13 protein-coding genes and 1 pseudogene are annotated in these 17891 nt (G+C 64.3%); 9 read left to right on the top strand and 5 right to left on the bottom strand.

Annotated elements, in window-relative coordinates; translation table 11 throughout:
* Positions 1-2 precede the first annotated feature (2 nt).
* Complete coding sequence (locus NKI46_RS18700; RefSeq protein WP_352747337.1) at positions 3-914, top strand: LysR family transcriptional regulator; 912 nt, start codon at positions 3-5, stop codon at positions 912-914.
* A gap of 106 nt (positions 915-1020) precedes the next feature.
* On the opposite strand, the gene NKI46_RS18705 is transcribed toward NKI46_RS18700, so the two are convergent.
* The 3 genes and pseudogenes from NKI46_RS18705 to NKI46_RS18715 form a co-directional block, all read right to left on the bottom strand.
* Positions 1021-2070: an aldo/keto reductase gene (locus NKI46_RS18705; RefSeq protein ID WP_352747340.1), complete on the bottom strand. Its 1050-nt coding sequence runs from the start codon at positions 2068-2070 to the stop codon at positions 1021-1023.
* A gap of 127 nt (positions 2071-2197) precedes the next feature.
* A pseudogene (locus NKI46_RS18710) lies at positions 2198-2401 on the bottom strand (type II toxin-antitoxin system Phd/YefM family antitoxin); the annotation flags it as partial.
* Between the two features lie 154 nt (positions 2402-2555).
* A complete protein-coding gene (locus NKI46_RS18715; protein ID WP_023712033.1) occupies positions 2556-3218 on the bottom strand; it encodes a YggS family pyridoxal phosphate-dependent enzyme in 663 nt (220 codons plus the stop codon).
* A gap of 148 nt (positions 3219-3366) precedes the next feature.
* Between NKI46_RS18715 and leuS the strand changes: the two genes are divergently transcribed.
* On the top strand, positions 3367-5994 hold the full coding sequence (gene leuS, locus NKI46_RS18720; protein ID WP_352459929.1) for a leucine--tRNA ligase: 2628 nt from the start codon (positions 3367-3369) through the stop codon (positions 5992-5994).
* Positions 5981-6577 (top strand): LPS assembly lipoprotein LptE, encoded by a 597-nt coding sequence (locus NKI46_RS18725; protein WP_023698237.1) that lies wholly within the window; start codon positions 5981-5983, stop codon positions 6575-6577. The genes leuS and NKI46_RS18725 overlap by 14 nt, the downstream gene beginning before the upstream one ends.
* 83 nt (positions 6578-6660) lie before the next feature.
* On the opposite strand, the gene fsa is transcribed toward NKI46_RS18725, so the two are convergent.
* Positions 6661-7317, bottom strand: coding sequence for a fructose-6-phosphate aldolase (gene fsa, locus NKI46_RS18730; protein ID WP_352459928.1), 657 nt, complete (start codon positions 7315-7317; stop codon positions 6661-6663).
* 90 nt (positions 7318-7407) lie between these two features.
* On the opposite strand from fsa, the gene NKI46_RS18735 reads away from it, so the two are divergent.
* From NKI46_RS18735 to NKI46_RS18750, 4 genes are all read left to right on the top strand, one after another.
* Positions 7408-9591, top strand: a complete 2184-nt coding sequence (locus tag NKI46_RS18735; protein WP_352459927.1) for a primosomal protein N' — start codon at positions 7408-7410, stop codon at positions 9589-9591.
* A 279-nt stretch (positions 9592-9870) separates the two neighbouring features.
* Positions 9871-12075: a TonB-dependent receptor gene (locus NKI46_RS18740; RefSeq protein WP_352747344.1), complete on the top strand. Its 2205-nt coding sequence runs from the start codon at positions 9871-9873 to the stop codon at positions 12073-12075.
* A gap of 15 nt (positions 12076-12090) precedes the next feature.
* The gene (locus tag NKI46_RS18745) at positions 12091-12465 is read left to right on the top strand and encodes a hypothetical protein (RefSeq protein ID WP_156929802.1); all 375 of its coding nucleotides are present in this window, start codon (positions 12091-12093) and stop codon (positions 12463-12465) included.
* A complete protein-coding gene (locus NKI46_RS18750; RefSeq protein WP_023737915.1) occupies positions 12462-13745 on the top strand; it encodes a RhtX/FptX family siderophore transporter in 1284 nt (427 codons plus the stop codon). The genes NKI46_RS18745 and NKI46_RS18750 overlap by 4 nt, the downstream gene beginning before the upstream one ends.
* A gap of 11 nt (positions 13746-13756) precedes the next feature.
* Here the strand turns inward: NKI46_RS18750 and NKI46_RS18755 are convergent, their stop codons facing one another.
* The gene (locus NKI46_RS18755) at positions 13757-14923 is read right to left on the bottom strand and encodes an MFS transporter (protein WP_023737914.1); all 1167 of its coding nucleotides are present in this window, start codon (positions 14921-14923) and stop codon (positions 13757-13759) included.
* Positions 14924-15041: 118 nt separating this feature from the next.
* Between NKI46_RS18755 and NKI46_RS18760 the strand changes: the two genes are divergently transcribed.
* A complete protein-coding gene (locus NKI46_RS18760; protein ID WP_031253456.1) occupies positions 15042-16829 on the top strand; it encodes an IucA/IucC family protein in 1788 nt (595 codons plus the stop codon).
* Positions 16826-17890 carry a GNAT family N-acetyltransferase gene (locus NKI46_RS18765; protein WP_023684094.1) on the top strand — a complete coding sequence of 355 codons (1065 nt, stop codon included), beginning with the start codon at positions 16826-16828 and terminating at the stop codon, positions 17888-17890. Before NKI46_RS18760 ends, NKI46_RS18765 begins: the two co-directional genes overlap by 4 nt.
* The last annotated feature ends 1 nt before the right edge of the window (position 17891 follow it).

Raw genomic sequence — 17891 nt, forward strand, 5'->3', positions numbered from 1 at the left:
AGATGGCCAGACCCGACATCAACCGTTCCGGCGAGATCGAAGTGTTCGTCCGCGTCGTCGAGGCGAGCAGCTTCTCGGCTGCGGCTCGTTCGCTGCGTATGACACCGTCGGCGGTGAGCAAGCTGATCGCGCGACTGGAGGCAAGGCTCGGCGCGCGGCTGGTCACCCGCTCGACGCGCAAGCTGCAGCTGACGCCGGAAGGGACGGCGTTCTATGACAGCGGGGTGCGCATCTTGGCCGATATGGCGGCGGCCGAGCGCGAGGCGGCCGTGGGTGCCGCGCCGCGCGGACGGCTGCGCGTCAACTCCTATGTGCCCTTCGGGGTGCATCGGCTGATCCCGCTGCTGCCTGATTTCCTCGAACGCTATCCCGAGATTTCGGTCGATCTGGTGCTGACCGACAGCGTCATCGATTTGATGGCTGAGCGTGCCGACGTCGCCATCCGCGCCGGGCCGCTCGGCGAATCGCGGCTGGTGGCGCGCAAGCTCGGGCAAACCCGGATGACGGTCGTTGCCGCACCGTCCTATCTCAAGACACATGGCACACCGCTGATTCCAGCCGATCTCAGCCGGCACAATCGCATGGCTTTCGGCTTTGTCCGGCATGTCGATGGCTGGCAGTTTGTCGACGCAGCTGACAATGCCATCACGGTTCCCATCGTGGGAAACACGCTGGTCGGCGATGGCGAGTCGATGCGGTTGATGGCGGTCGGCGGCGCCGGCATCGCCCGGCTGGCACACTGGCATGTGGCCGATGACATCGCGGCGGGGCGGCTGACGGCGCTGCTGGAGGATTTCAATCCGGGCGACGAGGAGCCTACCCACGCCGTCTATGTCGGCCAGGGCCGGCATCTGCCGGCACGGGTGCGGGCCTTTCTCGACTTTCTGGTCGAGAGCGTTCGGATGGGAGCATGATCCCGAAAGGGGGAATCCGGTTTTCGGAAAAGATCATGCTCAACAAAAACAGAGCCTGAACGATTTTGGGGAGCCCTTTGGCTCCCCAGCATCCAACCGGCGGCGACTACTTCTTCGGCGTGAACGGCGCCGGGCGGCGACCGGCGGCCTGGCGCTCCAGCATCCAGCCGGGATATTCGGCCGGCAGCGCGCTGACCTCATCAAGTTTGGCGAGATCGTCGGCGTCGAGCTTCACCTCGGCCGCGGCTAGGTTCTGCTCGAGCTGCTCCATGCGGCTGGCGCCGATGATGACGCTCATGACGAAAGGTTTGGCCAGGACATAGCCGAGCGCCACCGTGGCGACGCTGACGCCGTGCTTCTGGGCGATGTCGCGCATCACGGCGACAGCCGCCCAGGCGCGGTCCTCATCGACCGGCGGGAAGTTGAAGGCGGCGCGGCGGCCTTCGCCATTGCCGGGCGCGCCGGGGCCGTATTTGCCCGACAGCAGGCCGCCGGCCATTGGCGACCAGACCATCAGGCCGAGCTTTTCCTCGTTGATCAGCGGCACGATCTCGCGCTCGAGGTCGCGGCCGGCGATCGAGTAATAGGACTGGATGGTCTCAAAGCGGGAAAACCCCTTGCGCTCGGCTATGCCGAGGGCCTTAGAGATGCGCCAAGCCGCCCAGTTGGAGACGCCGACATAGCGGACCTTACCGCTGGCAACGAGATCGTCGAGCGCCCGCAGCGTCTCGTCGATGGGGGTCACCGTGTCGGTGCCGTGCAGCTGGTAGAGATCGATATGGTCGAGCTGCAGCCGCTCCAGGCTGCCCTCGACCGAATCCATGATGTGGCCGCGCGAAGAGCCGCGCTCGTTCGGGCCCTGGCCCATGGCGCCATGCACCTTGGTCGCAATGACGACGTCCGAGCGCTTGACGCCAAGATCCTTGAGCGACTGGCCAAGCAGGCGTTCGGACTGGCCGAATGAATAGACGTCGGCCGTGTCGAAGAAATTAACGCCGGCGGCGATGGAACGGGCAACGATGTCGTTGACGCCCTTCTGGTCGAGGCTGGCAATCAGGCCCCATTGGGCATTCTCGCCCGCGGCGCCGAAGGTCATGGTGCCGAGGCAGAGTTCCGAGACGAACATCCCCGTATTTCCAAGTTGATTGTAGCGCATGGTGGCGGCTCCAGCAGATGTGTGATGACGCCATGCAAATAGGAACGGTGCGTTTCGTTTCCAGTGGTGGCACAATGGACCTAACGCAGTTGGCCCATAGAGCCCGTCAACCGTCGCGAGATGATCTTCATGCCGAAAACTCTATCAGAATTCCACGGGTCGGATCATCGTCTTTGAGCGGCGGTTGACCTCCTCGTCGAAATCGTCGTCCCACGCGGGACCGGAGAGAAGATATTCGGCAAGCCAAGGCTGCGCCGATCAGTTGGTCATAGTCATCAGGAGACAATACGACGCCAGCCGGCTTTCCGCGCAAGGTGATGGTTTGCGCCCCTTCTTTGTGCGCCTGTCGTACAAGCTTCGAAAGATTGTTTCTCGCGTCCCTGAGATGCCAGTCGAAGAAGAATAGTCCTCGCTAACTCGCCGGATGTGCTCGAAACATTAGCTCGAATAATAGGGGAACGACAGGTGTCTCACGAAGCCGAAGGCTACCGGCTCCCAAAAATCGCCGAGCCGACGCGGACGCTGGTGGCGCCGAAGGCTATGGCGGTCTCGAAGTCGCCGGACATGCCCATCGATAGTTTTGCGACCCCGGCCTCTTTGCCGAGCTTTTCCAGCAAGGCGAAATGCGGGCCGGGGTTTTCGTCGGCCGGCGGGATGCACATCAGGCCTTCGATGGCGAGGCCATGGACATCGCGGCAGCGGGCGACGAAGGCGACGGCGTCGCGCGGCTCGATGCCGGCCTTTTGCGGCTCCGAGCCGGTATTGACCTGGACGTAGAGTTTCGGCGTGCGGCCCTGGCGCACGATTTCCTTGGCGAGTTCGGCGGCGATCTTTTCGCGGTCGACGGTCTCGATGACGTCGGCGAGAGCGACGGCTTCCCTCGCCTTGTTCGACTGCAGCGGGCCGATCAGATGCAGTTCGATATTAGGGAATTCCGCTTTCAAGGCCGGCCATTTGCCTTGCGCTTCCTGCACGCGGTTTTCGCCGAAGACGCGCTGGCCAGCCTCGATGACCGGGCGGATGACGTCGGCCTCAAAAGTCTTCGACACCGCAACCAGCGTCACCGAACCGGCGTCGCGGCCGGCCTCGCGCTCGGCGGCAGCGATCCTCGTCTTGACGGCGAAAAACTGTTCAACGGCGCTGGCCATGTCCATATCCTGCCTGTCTTTAATCGTCTTGGCCGGCTCGCCGCAGTTGACGGGTCCGGCAATCCATGGTGAACACCGCGACGACATTTACCTTGGCCACCGGGCCTTGTCCGGCGGTCTGCGCCTGCTTTTAAGTGAAAATCATCCGATGGCAACCGAACGATACAATCCGCGCGCGTCAGAGCCCAAATGGCAGAAGGCCTGGGCCGAAAAGAAGCTGTTCGAAGCGCATAACAACGATCCAAAGCCGAAATACTACGTGCTGGAGATGTTCCCCTATCCCTCGGGGAAGATCCATATCGGCCACACCCGCAACTACACGATGGGCGATGTGGTGGCGCGCTACAAGCGGGCCAAGGGCTTCAACGTGCTGCACCCGATGGGCTGGGACGCTTTCGGCATGCCGGCCGAAAACGCGGCGATGCAGAACAAGGTCCATCCCAAGGAATGGACCTACGCCAACATCGCCGCCATGCGCGAGCAGCTCAAGATGATGGGCCTGTCGCTGGACTGGGCGCGTGAGTTCGCCACCTGCGACGTCGACTATTACCACCGCCAGCAGATGCTGTTCCTCGACTTCGTCGAAAAGGGGCTGGTGACGCGCAAATCCTCCAAGGTCAACTGGGACCCGGAGGACATGACGGTGCTCGCCAACGAGCAGGTCATCGACGGCCGTGGCTGGCGCTCGGGCGCGCTGGTCGAACAGCGCGAGCTGACGCAGTGGTTCTTCAAGATCACCGACTACGCGCAGGACCTGCTGGACTCGCTGAATGGTCTCGGCGAGTGGCCGGAAAAGGTCAAGCTGATGCAGCAGAACTGGATCGGCCGCTCGGAAGGGCTGCTGATCCGCTGGCCGCTGGCCGCTCCGGTTGGCGATGCGAAGGAACTGGAGGTCTACACGACCAGGCCCGACACCATTTTCGGCGCGTCGTTCATGGCGGTTGCCGCCGACCATCCGCTGGCCAGGAAGGCCGCCGAGACCAATCTCGATCTGGCCAAGTTCATCGACGAAATCAGGCATATGGGCACGTCGGTGGCCGCACTGGAGACGGCCGAGAAGAAAGGTTTCGACACCGGCATCCGCGTCGTGCATCCGTTCGACGACTCGTGGACCCTGCCGGTCTACGTTGCGAATTTCGTTTTGATGGAATACGGCACCGGCGCCATATTCGGCTGTCCGTCGGGCGACCAGCGCGACCTCGACTTCGCCAACAGATACGGCCTGCCGGTGATCGCGGTGGTGATGCCGGAAGATGCCGACGCCAAGACCTTCCAGGTCACGGAAGAGGCCTATGTCGATGACGGCGTGATGATCAATTCGCGCTTTCTCGACGGCATGAAGCCGGAGCAGGCGTTCGACGAGGTGGCAAAGCTCCTGGAGCAGAAGACCATAGGCGGGCGGCCAATGGCGGAGCGCAAGGTGAACTTCCGCTTGCGCGACTGGGGCATTTCGCGTCAGCGCTACTGGGGCTGCCCGATCCCGATGATCCATTGCGAGGATTGCGGCGTCGTGCCGGTGCCGAAGGCCGATCTGCCGGTCAAGCTGCCCGACGACATCGAGTTCGACCGTCCCGGCAATCCGCTCGACCGTCACCCGACCTGGCGGCATGTGAAGTGCCCGAAATGCGGCAAGGATGCGCGCCGCGAGACCGACACGATGGACACGTTCGTCGATTCGTCCTGGTATTTCGCGCGCTTCACCGCGCCCTGGGCCAATGAGCCGACGGAGCCCAAGGCTGCCGATGACTGGCTGGCCGTCGACCAGTATATTGGCGGCATCGAGCACGCGATCCTCCATCTGCTCTATTCGCGCTTCTTCACCCGCGCCATGCGCGCGACCGGGCATCTCGACCTGGCCGAGCCATTCAAGGGCCTGTTCACGCAAGGCATGGTGGTGCATGAGACCTACCGCGTCGGCGGTGCGTCGAACAATGGCCGCTGGCTGTCGCCGGCTGAGGTCAGGATCGAGGATGTCGGCGGCAAGCGCCGCGCCATCGAGATCGCCACCGGCGAAGAGGCGGCGATCGGCTCACTCGAAAAGATGTCGAAGTCGAAGAAGAATACGGTAAGCCCGGAAGACATCACCGACGGCTACGGCGCCGACACCGCACGCTGGTTCATGCTGTCGGATTCGCCGCCCGAGCGCGACGTCGAATGGACGGACGATGGCGCCGCCGGCGCACATCGCTTCATCCAGCGTGTCTGGCGCCTGGTGTCCATTGCCGCCGAGACGCTTGACGGCGCCAAGCCGCAGGCGGCGCCGGAGGGCGAGGCGGGGGCCGTTTCCAAGGCCGCGCACAAGATCCTGAAGGCTATCGGCGAGGATATCGAGAAGCTCGGCTTCAACCGGGCCATCGCCCGCATCTACGAACTGGCCAATGCCTTGACCGCGCCGCTCAACGACGTCGCCGAGGGCAAGGCCGACGCGGCGCTGAAAGGCGCCTGCCGCGAGGCGGTGGAGATCCTTGTGCATGTGGTCGCGCCGGTCATGCCGCATCTGGCCGAAGAGTGCTGGCACACGCTCGGCGGCACCGATCTGGTCGCCGAACGGCCTTGGCCGGTCTACGATCCGGCACTGGTGGTCGACAACGAGATCGTGCTCCCGGTTCAGGTCAACGGCAAGAAGCGCGGCGATTTGACAATTGCCCGCGACGCGGACCAAGGTGCGGTCGAAAAAGCGGTTCTGGCTCTCGACTTCGTGCAGAAAGCGCTGGAAGGTAAGGCGCCCCGCAAGGTGATCATCGTGCCGCAGAGGATCGTCAATGTCGTTGCCTGATTTCAAAAAGACGGGGCTTGACTTCGGAAAGACGACGCATGTGCTGCGCCGCACCGCGCTCTGCGGGCTGGTGGCCTCGATGACGCTGGTTTCGGCCTGCACAGTCAGGCCGCTCTATTCGAGCGCGCCGCTGACGGCAGGCTCGACTGTCAGCGCGTCGGCGGAGCTCGCCTCGATCGCGGTCAAGCCGGTCAAGACCCGCTATGCCCAGCAGGTCCGCAACAATCTGATCTTCGCCTTCGGCCAGGGTGCCGGCGAGACGACGGCACCGGTCTACATGCTCGATCTCGGTGTCACCGAACTGGTCGAATCGGCCGCGGTGGTGCAGATTCAGACCGACGAAGACGAGCCGACGGCAGGCACGGTGACGCTGACCGCAAACTATGTGCTGACCGATGCCAGGACCGGCGTGGTGATCGCCACCGGCAAGCGGTCGATCCCATCATCCTTCGACAAGCCGACGCAGGAGTTCGCCTCCTACCGGGCGCAGCTCGACGCCGAGAACCGCGCCGCACGCGAACTGGCTGAAATGGTGAGCCTGTCGGTCGCCCAGGACTTGGTCAGGCACGGCAAGAAGGCCTGAGCGTTTCCTAGCCTTGCCAACTCGACTTTAGCAGTCCGCAATAAAAAGGCCGGTTTCCCGGCCTTTTTGTATCGAGCCCGATCTCAGCCGATCTTCTGGCCGGTCTTGGCCCAGTCGGCAGCGAACTGATCCAGGCCCTTGTCGGTCAACGGGTGCTTGACCAGCGCCTTCAGCGTCGCGGCCGGCGCGGTAACGACATCGGCGCCGATCAGGGCTGCCTGCTTGACGTGGTTCACGGTGCGAACCGAAGCGACGAGGATCTCGGTGTCGAAATCGTAATTGTCGTAGATCTGCCGGATCTCCTGGATCAGTTCCATGCCGTCCGCGCCGGTATCGTCGACGCGGCCGACGAAGGGCGAGATGAACGAGGCGCCGGCCTTGGCCGCCAGCAGCGCCTGGTTGGCCGAGAAGCACAGCGTTACATTGACCATGCGGTTCATCTCGGTGCGGATCGTCTTGCAGGCGCGCAGGCCGTCGAGCGTCAGCGGCACCTTGATGCAGACATTGTCGGCGATCTTGGCCAGGATGTTGGCCTCGGCCATCATGTCCTTGTATTCGATCGCAACGACCTCGGCCGAAACCGGGCCCCTGACGATGTCGCAGATCTGCTTGGTGACCTCGGCGATCTTACCGCCGGATTTCAGGATCAGCGAGGGATTGGTGGTCACGCCGTCGAGCAGCCCCAGGTCGTTCAGTTCCTTGATGTCCTTGATGTCAGCGGTGTCGACAAAAAATTTCATGGGGGTCTCCTGAAAGATTTCCATGTGCATGCCATGCACATTCGGGGTTGCCCTTTGATCTAGACCAAAGTCGGGGCAAGGTCACGCCCGATGATCGAAGATTCGCCCTTTGTCGCAGCCGCGCCGGTGCTGGTGCCGATGCCGGCCGAACGGCCCTACACCTACGCTGTGCCTGCCGGCGTGCGCGTGGTGCCGGGCTCGATCGTGCGCGTGCCGCTCGGTCCGCGCCAGGTTGCCGGCATCGTCTGGGATGGTGCGGTCGAGAATATCGACGCCAAAAAGCTGCGCCCGATCGAACAGGTCTTCGACTGCCCGCCGATCGACCGCGGCATGCGCCGCTTTGTCGACTGGCTGGCGCAGTACACGCTGTCGCCGCCCGGCATGGTGGCGCGCATGCTGTTGCGCGCGCCGGAGGCGTTCGATCCCGAACCATGGATCGAGGGCCTGCAGCGGACCCTCGTCATGCCCAACCGGATGACGGATGCCAGGACGCGCGTGCTGGAGACGGCGGAAGGGGGGCTTGCCTGGACGCGATCCGGCCTGGCGCACGCGGCGGGCGTGTCGTCGACGGTGGTCGAGGGGCTCAAGGCGCAAGGCGTGTTCGAGACGGTGATGATCCCGCCTCGACCGGTGGTCGCCGCGCCCGATCCCTCCTACGCCATGCCGGAGCTGATGCCGGACCAGGCAGACGCGGCCGCCATGCTGCGCGCCAATGTCGCGGCCGCTGCTTTCAACGTCACGCTGCTCGACGGCGTCACCGGCTCGGGCAAGACGGAAGTTTATTTCGAGGCGGTGGCGGCAGCCCTCGACCGGGGCAAGCAGGTGTTGATCCTTTTGCCGGAGATCGCGCTGACGCATGCCTTCCTCGAACGCTTTCAGCAGCGCTTCGGCGCCAAGCCGGCGGAATGGCATTCCGACCTGCCGCCCCGAATGCGCGAAAAGGTCTGGCGACAGGTGGCGGAAGGCGGCGTGCGCGTCGTCGCCGGCGCACGCTCGGCGCTGTTCCTGCCGTTCCGCGAGCTCGGGCTGATCGTCGTCGACGAGGAACACGACCCCGCCTACAAGCAGGAGGACCGTGTCTTCTACAATGCCCGCGACATGGCGGTGGTGCGCGGCCATATCAGCGGCTTCCCGGTGGTGCTGGCGTCGGCGACGCCGTCGGTCGAAAGCCGGGTCAATGCGAGCCAAGGTAAATACGATAGAGCGGTTCTCTCTGCCCGCTTCGCGGAGGCGGCGCTTCCGCATCTCAAATCGATCGACATGCGCCGCGCGCCGCCGGCGCGCGGGGGGTTTCTGTCGCCGCTGCTGATCGGTGAGATGCAGCGTACGCTGGAGAAGAAGGAACAGTCGCTGCTGTTCCTCAACCGGCGCGGCTACGCGCCGCTGACGCTGTGCCGTGTCTGCGGCCACCGCTTCGGCTGCCCGGTTTGTTCGGCCTGGCTGGTCGAGCACCGCTTTCGCGGCCAACTCGTCTGCCATCATTGCGGGCACAATGAGAAGCGGCCGGAGGCTTGTCCGGAATGCGGCACGCTCGACCATCTGGTCGCCTGCGGGCCTGGCGTCGAGCGGATAGCTGAAGAAGTCGTGGCGCATTTCCCCGACGCGCGCACGATCGTCCTGTCATCCGATTTGATGGGCGGGGTGCGCCGGCTGCGGCTGGAGCTCGAGGCCATCGCCAATGGCGAGGTCGACATCGTCATCGGCACGCAGCTGGTCGCCAAGGGCCATAACTTTCCCAACATGACGCTGGTCGGCGTCGTCGATGCCGATCTCGGCCTCGCCAATGGCGATCCGCGCGCCGCTGAGCGCACCTTCCAATTGCTCAGCCAGGTGACTGGACGCGCCGGCCGCACCGGCAAGAAGAGCCTCGGCCTGCTGCAGACTTTCCAGCCGGACCATCCGGTGATGCGGGCGATCGTCTCGGGCGATGCCGAGGCCTTTTACGAACGCGAGATCACTGAGCGCGAACGGGCAGCCCTGCCGCCCTTCGGCAGGCTTGCCGGCGTCATCGTCAGTGCGGTGACGCGGGCCGAGGCCGAAGGCCACGCGCGAGGCCTGCGCCGTGCAGCACCCCAGGCCAGCGACCTGTTCGTGCTCGGTCCGGCCGAGGCGCCGCTGTCGCTGCTCGGTGGGCGCCATCGTTTCCGTTTGCTGATCCAGGGTGAAAAGCGCGCCGACATCCAAGGCTTCATCCGCACCATGCTGGCCGAAGGGCCGAAGCAGCGCGGCTCGGTCCGCGTGCAGGTCGACATCGATCCGCAGAGCTTCTTGTAAGCACAAAGGCTGACGCCGCCGCCGGCCGCCCGTAAGCCGTTTGTCAAGAAAACTCAGCATCTTAGTGCCGGCTAAAATGCGCGCCGTTCATGTACCCGGCTCCCATCCGTTCGCTGACTAATCCTGATTTGAAAAGCCACAAAATAATGTTGACTCGTTTTATCATGAATTATAACTGGGCCTTTCCGCTCTGGCGCTGGGGACCAGGGCATGGATGGGGACAGCATGCGCAGATTTTTCAGTACGCTTCTTTGGTCATCGGCTTTGGGTTCGTCGATTATGGCAGGCGCGGCATTTGCCCAGGAAGCCGCTCCGACGGACCAGCAGGGAGCCACCGTGCTCGATCAGATACTGGTCACCGGCCGCAATGAAAGGTCGATTTCCAGCGTCGCTCAGTCTGTCCAGGTCGTGGAACAGGAACAGGTCGAGGAAGCCGCGCAGGAAAATATCGACGCCGCGACCCTGATCAGCCGCATCGTCCCCGGCTACGCGCCACGCAACCAGACCATTTCCGGCGCTTCGGAAACCTTCCGCGGGCGCAGCGTTCTCATCATGGTCGACGGTGTGCCGCGCAACACACCGCTGCGGGACGTCTCACGCATCCTGTCGATGATCGACCTGAATTCGGTCGAGCGCATCGAAGTCATCAATGGCGCGTCCAGCCTTTATGGCGCCGGCGCCACCGGCGGCACGATCAACTTCATCACCAAGCGCGGCGACAGCGACAAGCCGAAGGTGACGGTGCGCACCGGCGTCACCGCCTTCACCGAAAACCCCGGCAAGTCGGCCGGGCCAAGCACCAGTGTCTCAGTCGAGGGCAAGAAAGGCGATTTCGACTATTTCTTCTCGGCGTCCGGTGATCTGTCGCGCCGCACCTATGACGGCCACGGCAACGAGGTGGCTTCCGACGCCATGCTTGGGCAAGGCGGCGGCGACCGCACCGGCACGGGCAATCTCTTCGGCGTGGCCGGCTACCAGTTCGATTCCAGGCGCTTCGAGGCCAGCGTCGACTGGACCTATGCCAACCAGAAGCCGGACTGGTTCACCGATTACACGACCAATCCCGTCTCCCCGGATTTCGGCGATCCCTATGAAGGCAAGCCGCTGAAGGAAGATTCGAAATATCTGACCGCCAAATACACCGACAGCGACTTCGCGCTCGGAAACCTCGAGGTCAAGGCGTTCTACAACGACATCTTCAAGCAGTCGCCCTTTACCAAATTCTCGGCCGTCAACAGCCAGGTGTATTTACCGACGAACCCGACGCGGCCGGTGATCCTGCCGCCGGGTACGGACCCGACCGCCGACTTCAACCAGACGGCGCTGCAATCGCGGCGCAGCGGCGTCAACCTGACCGTCAACACGCCGATGGACTTTATCACTCAGGGCAGCACACTGACCTGGGGCGCCGACTACGTTTTCGATGCCACCGATCAGCAGCTGACCAACGGCCAGGACGCCATCTCGCCCACGACCCAGAACTCGGTTGCCTTGTTTGCGCAGGGCAAAATTCCGGTGACGGATCGCTTTCGCATCAGCGGCGGCGCGCGCTACGACCAGTTTTATCTCAACGTTGAAGACTTCACCCGGCCTGCCGCTGCCGTTCTGCTAGGCCGGAACATTATCGGCCTGCCGGCGATCCAGGTGACCGGCGGCTCGTTCGACTACGACGCCGTCACCTTCAACGCCGGCGCCGTCTACGATCTGACCGAAAGGATGCAGCTTTTCGGCAATTTCTCGCAAGGCTACAGCCTGACCGACATTGGCGGCTTCACCCGCCGGGCCGGGTTGAACTCCAACGCCGAAACCTGCGACGCCTATGGCACCGCCATCCGGCCGCTGCTGCCGTGCACCAACGCGCCGGATTACGCGATCAGCTATGCCGATATCGCGCCTGAACCCCAGCTGGTGAACACCTGGGAAGCCGGTCTGCGCGGCGATTGGGGCGACTATCGCGGCGGCGTCAGCACCTATCTGTCGACCTCGGACAACGGCGTCAGCTACGACATCGTCAACAACCGGGTATCGCAGCAGAAGGAACGTATCTGGGGCGTCGAAGCCAATCTCGAGGCAGACCTCAGCGGCATGTTCACGCTGGGCGGATCGGTCGGCTATGTCGAAGGCAAATACGACGCGGATCGCGACGGCCACATCGAAGCGAACGAGTATCTGCCGAACAACCGTGTCCCCTCGACCTACAGGGGCCTGGTCTATCTCACCACCCGTTTCGAGAACGAGCTGACCCTGCGCAGCGAGTTGGAGCTGTTTTCCGGACGCGACCGCATCGCCACCCAGGAACTGGACGGTGCAGCACTGGTCAATCTCGCCGTCTCGAAGACGTTCGGCAATGAAAGCGTGCTGAACCTTGCCGTGCGCAATGTGTTCGACACCTACTACATCAACCCTTCCGCATCGGCGACCCGCGGCGCCGACGTTCCGGGTCTGGGACGTTCGGTTGCGTTGTCCTACCAGATCACATTCTGAGGGGCGGCGGTGGCGGTGTCTCTCCAACGAAACGGTGCATTAGTCTCGCTGCTGGCAGAAGCGCCAGCCGATCCGGCGGATGGCGCGCGCTATATCGAGGCGCTCGGCCGCCTTTCGCAGGAACGGGAGCCGTTCGTGCTCCTGGTCGATATCCGCATCGAGATCGCGCTGAGCGACGCCCAGCGCAAGGCGCAAAACCTCTGGTACAAGGCGGAACGCGAGCAGCTCGAAAAAGCCTGCCGCGCCTGTGCGCTGGTGCGCCCCGCCGCCGACGAGAACATGCAGCGCGTCTGGCAAAGCCTGTTCGGCTTTCCAGTGCTCGTCACCCGCGGCCGGGCGGAGGCCGGCGCCTTCCTGAACGGTTACGCACCGAAGGACTATGACGAATGAGCGCCGACGCAGACAGGCTGGCGCCTGCTGGGCTTTCGCGCTTGCGGCTTTTCGTCGTCCTGGCCTGTCTCTATCTGGCGCAGGCCGTCCCGAGCTATCTGTTTGCCGCGGCGATCCCGCCGATCCTGCGTGAGCAAGGCGTGTCGCGCACCGCCATCGGCATGATGGCGCTGCTGATGCTGCCGCTGGTGCTGAAATTCCTGTGGGCGCCGCTGGTCGATCGCTTTCGGCCAGTGGTCCGCGCCCATCGCGCCGGCTGGGTCATCATCACCCAGATCGGCGTCATCGCCGGCATCGCGGCCATGCTTTGGATCGAGCCGACCGATGTCGCCGGTATCTTTGCCGTCGGCCTTGTCGTGAGCCTGTTGATGTCGACCCAGGACATCGCCACCGACGGCTACGCGGCCAAATATCTCGACCCGAAGGACAGGCCGATCGGCAATGCGATCCAGGGCGGCGCCGTCGCGCTCGGCGTCGTTCTCGGCGGCACGCTCGGCCTGTTGGCTTATCATCATGCCGGCTGGCAAACCATGGTGGCCATGGTGGCCGCGTTGTCCATCATCCCGCTGGTCGCCGCCTTCGCCATGCGCGAGACCGATCCCGTCGCCAGCGCGCCGCAGGCGGCCATCGACCGCCCCTCGATCCTGCGCTTTCTGCGCCGGCCGGAGGCACGCCAGATCCTGTGGATCGCGCTCATCTACCGCGCCAGCGAGGGGCTGGTGAAGTCGATGGAAGGCTCCTATCTCGTCGATGCCGGCGTGCCGCTCGATATCATCGGTTATCTCTCGGGCGGTGCCGCGCTCACCGTCGGGCTCGGCGGCTCGGCGCTGGCGGCGTGGCTGCTGCACAACAGGGGCGCCGCCTCGGTGCTCGGCCTGCTCGGCGCGCTGCGAACCATCTGCTTCCTGATCTTCGCGCTGCACGCTTTCGGCGCTATCGCCGGCTTCTGGCCGATCTTCGGCGCCTCGTTCCTGCAGACGCTGGTGCGCTACATGGAGATCGTGGCGCTCTACAGCCTGTTCATGTCCGTCACGTCGTCGGACCAACCCGGCACCGATTTCACCATCCTGTCCTGCGCCCAGCTCATCGTCTACCTCGTCGGCTCCATGCTTGCCGGCCGCCTTGCCGACATGCTCGGCTACTCCGCGTTGTTCACCCTGGCGACAGTGCTGTCGGGCATCGCCGTGGTGGCGACCTATCGCATGCTGAATGCCCATTTCGCCGATGCCGCAAAGACCCAGCCAGGAACGCCGATGCCGCTGCCGGAGGTCGCCGAATGAGCGCGGGTTCGCTAGTGCTTATGAACCATGGCTGCAAGACCGGCGGCGGCCAGAGCCAGCGCCGCGCAGCCGGCCAGCGGCGCAAAGGGCCAGAGCGTGAAGGCGAAGCCGCCGGCCAATGCGCCGATGCTCTGGCCGAGCACATGGGTGCTGGTGAGCCAGCCGGCCGCCGCGCCCTGCTCGCCGGGCTCCAGGCGCTTCATCAGCCAGGCGGTGTAGCCGGGTGTAGCCAGGGCAATGCCGGCCGCTGCCACCACCAGAGACGCTGCCGAGGCAGCATGGCTGGCCGTGACGGCCAGCGCCGTCATGCCGACGCAAACCATGAGACAGCCGACGACGACGCTGATGCGCTCGGCCAGCCGCAGGCGCGCCACGACCAGCCCCTGAACCAGGACCATGACGACCGCAACCAGCATCAGGGCCAGGCCGGTCAACGTCGTGGCCTGCGTCGCACCAAGGCCAAAACGCTGCTGGGTCATCGGGCCGAGCATCATCTGCACCTGTCCGAAGCCGAGCGTCAGGCACAAGCCCATCGCCAGGCAAGGCAGAGCGCGGCGATCGAAGGGCGATATTCCACGGCCGACGTCGGCCGCCCTGCCGTCGGTCCGTCCGCCGGCTTCCCCTTTGCCCCGCGCGAGCCACAGCAACAGCGGGCTGAACAGGAACAGGATGGGCGGCAGCAGCGGCGACAGGACGGCAGCCGTTGCCGCCAGCGCGCCGGCCAGCCGCCCCATGCTGACGCCGGCGCCAAGCAGTCCCAGCGCGGCCTGTCGCCTGTCATCGGCAGCCGAGCGGCTGGCCCAGACCTGCGCCGTCGGCATGACGCCGGACGCGGCAAAACCGTACACGGTTCGCGAAAGCATCAGCAAAGCGATGCCCAGCGCGGCTCCCGTGCCGGCCATCAGCAGAATGGCGAACACCGCCTGGCCGGCCAGCATGGCGAGGCCAAGCAGGCGCAGCAGCCTGGCGTGGCCGAGCCGCTCGCCCATGCGACCCCACAGCGGCGAGCCGACCAGAAAGGCCGCGGCGCCGACAGCAGTTGCCGCCCCGATGGCAAACGTGTCGAGCCTCAGCCGCTCCATCACCAGGGGAACGAGCGATACGAAGGCCGACTGGCCGAAGCCGATTGCCGAGACCGCGGTTGCCAGGCGGCGCAGAAGCGAAGATCGATTTTTCATACGGGTCGTCACAAGACCAAGCTTATTTCTTGTTCAGAATAGATAATCAACAGAAATGTTTAAAGACGACAACGTATAAATGCAATGCATGCAGTTATTGGGATTTATGGGGATGCACATGGAACAAGTAAAACCAGAATCTTCCTCTGCATTAAGCCCGTTACTCAATGCGTTGCTGCGGGAATGGGATAGCTGGGAATTCGTCGACGCCAGGCAAACCGGGCTGTTTCGGCCGCAGGCAGCCGTGCTGCGTCTGAATTTCCCTGCCTCGCGCGCGGCGGTGCTCGTCGAGGCGCGGCATCGCTCGAAGGTTGGTTACCACGATTTAGCGATGCCGCTCTGGCGCCTCGATATTAGCAACGAGGGGGCCGATGGCGAAGCGACCGAGATCGACCTTTTCAGCCTTTTGGCGCTGATCCTGGCGGATCCCGACATTGCCGGCCGGGCGACAGCGAAAAGCCGACTGACCTTCCTGCGCCGCAGCCTGGCCAGCATCGCCGCAATCGCTGACGCGACTGCGGCGCGTGGATCGTCGCGGCCCTTCTCCGAAGGCGATCCTGACTTCATCGATGCCGAAAGCGCCCTGCGCTTCGGCCATGCCGTGCATCCGGCGCCGATGAGTCGCGAAGAGTTCACGCACACGGATTCCGCGCGCTTCGGGCATGAATACTGCAATGCGTTCAAACTGCGCTGGTGGGCCGTCGACCCGACCATCCTCACTGGAGGCAGCGTCGAGCCGCTAGATGTCACCGAGATGGTCCGCGGGCTTGCCGCCAGCGATCCGCAGCTGCTTGCTCGGGCTGGCAAGCAACAGGGCAAGGTTCTCGTTCCGATGCATCCGTGGCAGGCCGTACGGCTCATGCTGGAAGACCGCGTCGAGCGCCTGTTTCGCGCCGGTCGTATCGTCGATGTTGGGCTCGGCGGACCAGCGTGGCGGGCCACGACCTCGCTGCGCACGGTTCATTCGTCTGAAGCCGAGTGGATGCTGAAATTCTCGCTCAGCCTGCGCCTGACCAATTCCAGGCGCATCGTCGAGGAGCATGAGTGCCGGCGCGGCCTTTCGGTGCACCGGCTGGTCAAGGGCAAGCTCGGCTATGCCTTGCAGCGGCGCTGCCCGACCATGACGGTGCTGGGTGAGCCCGCCTGGTTCGGCCTGCGTGACGAAGACGGCCGGCTGATGACGGATACCATCGTCTCGCTTCGCGAAAATCCGTTTCGCGGCACGGGCAATCCGCCGGCTGCCGTTCTCGGCGCGCTTTGCGAGCGCCATCCCGGCCGTACCGAAAGCCATCTGTCCGACCTGGTCCACCGTATCGCCCGCGACGAGAAGCGACCTGTCGAGGAAACGGCGCGTTTGTGGTTCGAGCGTTTCCTTCATGCCGCCATCGAGCCGTTTATCGTTGCCTTCTCGGAATTCGGCCTGCTGTTCGGCGCCCATCAGCAGAACCTCGTCGTCGGCCTCGCCGGCGGCTGGCCGAATGCGCTCTATTTTCGCGACTGCCAGGGCACCGGTTATGTCGAGGAATTCCTGCCCAGGCTGCGCGAATTCGTGCCCGGGGCTGGTCAGGCGGGCGATCATGTCTTCCCAGCGGAAGCGGCCGCGAAGCTGTTCGGCTACTATCTGGTCGTCAATGGCGCTTTCGCCGCCGTCGCAGCCCTTGCGGCCGCTGGCCTCACCAACGAAGACGATCTGCTGGCGATATTCCGCCGCTCGCTCGAGCGGCTGGCCGCCACGCCGATGGCTGACCGGTCCTGCGTCGACTATTTGCTCAACGCGCCGACGCTCGCCGCCAAGGGCAATTTCCTGATCGCGCTGCGCGACATCAATGAGAACACCGAAGTGACCGACCCGCTGGCAGGTTACGTCGAGCTTCCGAACCCCCTGCATGTGAGAGAATACGCATGAACATCGAGGCTGCGAAAAACTGGTCACCCGCCACCGTCGCCGGCAACGAAGGATGGCAGCATCTGGCCTCGGCCGCGGAGCCGCTCGCCATCCGTGCCGGCGATGGCCATGTCAGCCTGGTCAACGCTGAGGGAACAGCGGTGGGACAGGCCCGCATCTCCGACGCGGATGGCCGCCTGCTCATCGACGATGTCGCGTTCATTGGCGGCCGCCTCGACCAACCGCAAATCCTGGCAGGTCTCGTCGACGCCGCGCTGCGCCTGCATCCTTCCTTCGACTGCGCCTTCCTGCCGGCGGCCAAGACGCTGTGGCCGGTTTCGGCGCTGGCCACCGAGACGGTTCCGGGTGAACCGGAATGCGCCGTCATCCATCGCTCGGTCCTGCGCCAGCTGCCGCTGCTGTGGCGCAGCCAGGCCTCGCATGTCACCTATCCGGCATTGACGACCGCTATCGGCCCGGAAGACCGGCTGCCGCCATTGCGCCAACCGCGCCCCTGCGGCCCGATGTACGAACGCTGGATTCCGGAAATCGGCCTCACCGTGTCGCTGCGGCCGATCGACCGCAGGACCGATCTCGACCTCTTCCATCGCTGGATGAACGATGGCCGCGTCGCCTTCTTCTGGGAACTTGCCCAGAGCCATGAGGATCTCGACAAATATCTCGCCGAGCAGGAAAGCGATCCGCATATTTTCGGCGTCATCGCCAGCTTCGACGGCGAGCCGACCGGCTATTTCGAGTTCTACTGGGCCAAGGAGGACCGGCTCGGGCCCTATTATGAGCCGCTCGACTGGGACCGCGGCTGGCATGGACTGATCGGCAATATGCGCCATCTCGGCCGGCCGAAGACGCTGTCACTGTTCCGCTCCGTCACCCACTATCTGTTCCTCGACGAGCCGCGCACGCAGCGCGTCGTCGGCGAGCCACGCGCCGCGCACCAGAAGATGCTGAGCTATTGCGCCGGCGCCGCCTACGACAAAGTCAAGGAGTTCGACTTCCCGCACAAGCGCGCGGCGCTGGTCTGCTGCGAACGCGAGCGCTTCTTCCGCGAGGTGCCGCTGTGAC

The sequence above is a fragment of the Mesorhizobium sp. M0615 genome (assembly GCF_040320805.1).
Lineage (GTDB): Bacteria > Pseudomonadota > Alphaproteobacteria > Rhizobiales > Rhizobiaceae > Mesorhizobium.

What these genes read in the sequence shown, in the direction of transcription:
- NKI46_RS18700 (WP_352747337.1), top strand. Translation starts at nt 3, where the DNA reads ATGGCCAGACCCGACATCAACCGTTCCGGCGAGATCGAAGTGTTCGTC.
- NKI46_RS18705 (WP_352747340.1), bottom strand. Translation starts at nt 2,070, where the DNA reads ATGCGCTACAATCAACTTGGAAATACGGGGATGTTCGTCTCGGAACTC.
- NKI46_RS18715 (WP_023712033.1), bottom strand. Translation starts at nt 3,218, where the DNA reads ATGGCCAGCGCCGTTGAACAGTTTTTCGCCGTCAAGACGAGGATCGCT.
- leuS (WP_352459929.1), top strand. Translation starts at nt 3,367, where the DNA reads ATGGCAACCGAACGATACAATCCGCGCGCGTCAGAGCCCAAATGGCAG.
- NKI46_RS18725 (WP_023698237.1), top strand. Translation starts at nt 5,981, where the DNA reads ATGTCGTTGCCTGATTTCAAAAAGACGGGGCTTGACTTCGGAAAGACG.
- fsa (WP_352459928.1), bottom strand. Translation starts at nt 7,317, where the DNA reads ATGAAATTTTTTGTCGACACCGCTGACATCAAGGACATCAAGGAACTG.
- NKI46_RS18735 (WP_352459927.1), top strand. Translation starts at nt 7,408, where the DNA reads ATGATCGAAGATTCGCCCTTTGTCGCAGCCGCGCCGGTGCTGGTGCCG.
- NKI46_RS18740 (WP_352747344.1), top strand. Translation starts at nt 9,871, where the DNA reads ATGGCAGGCGCGGCATTTGCCCAGGAAGCCGCTCCGACGGACCAGCAG.
- NKI46_RS18750 (WP_023737915.1), top strand. Translation starts at nt 12,462, where the DNA reads ATGAGCGCCGACGCAGACAGGCTGGCGCCTGCTGGGCTTTCGCGCTTG.
- NKI46_RS18755 (WP_023737914.1), bottom strand. Translation starts at nt 14,923, where the DNA reads ATGAAAAATCGATCTTCGCTTCTGCGCCGCCTGGCAACCGCGGTCTCG.
- NKI46_RS18760 (WP_031253456.1), top strand. Translation starts at nt 15,042, where the DNA reads ATGGAACAAGTAAAACCAGAATCTTCCTCTGCATTAAGCCCGTTACTC.
- NKI46_RS18765 (WP_023684094.1), top strand. Translation starts at nt 16,826, where the DNA reads ATGAACATCGAGGCTGCGAAAAACTGGTCACCCGCCACCGTCGCCGGC.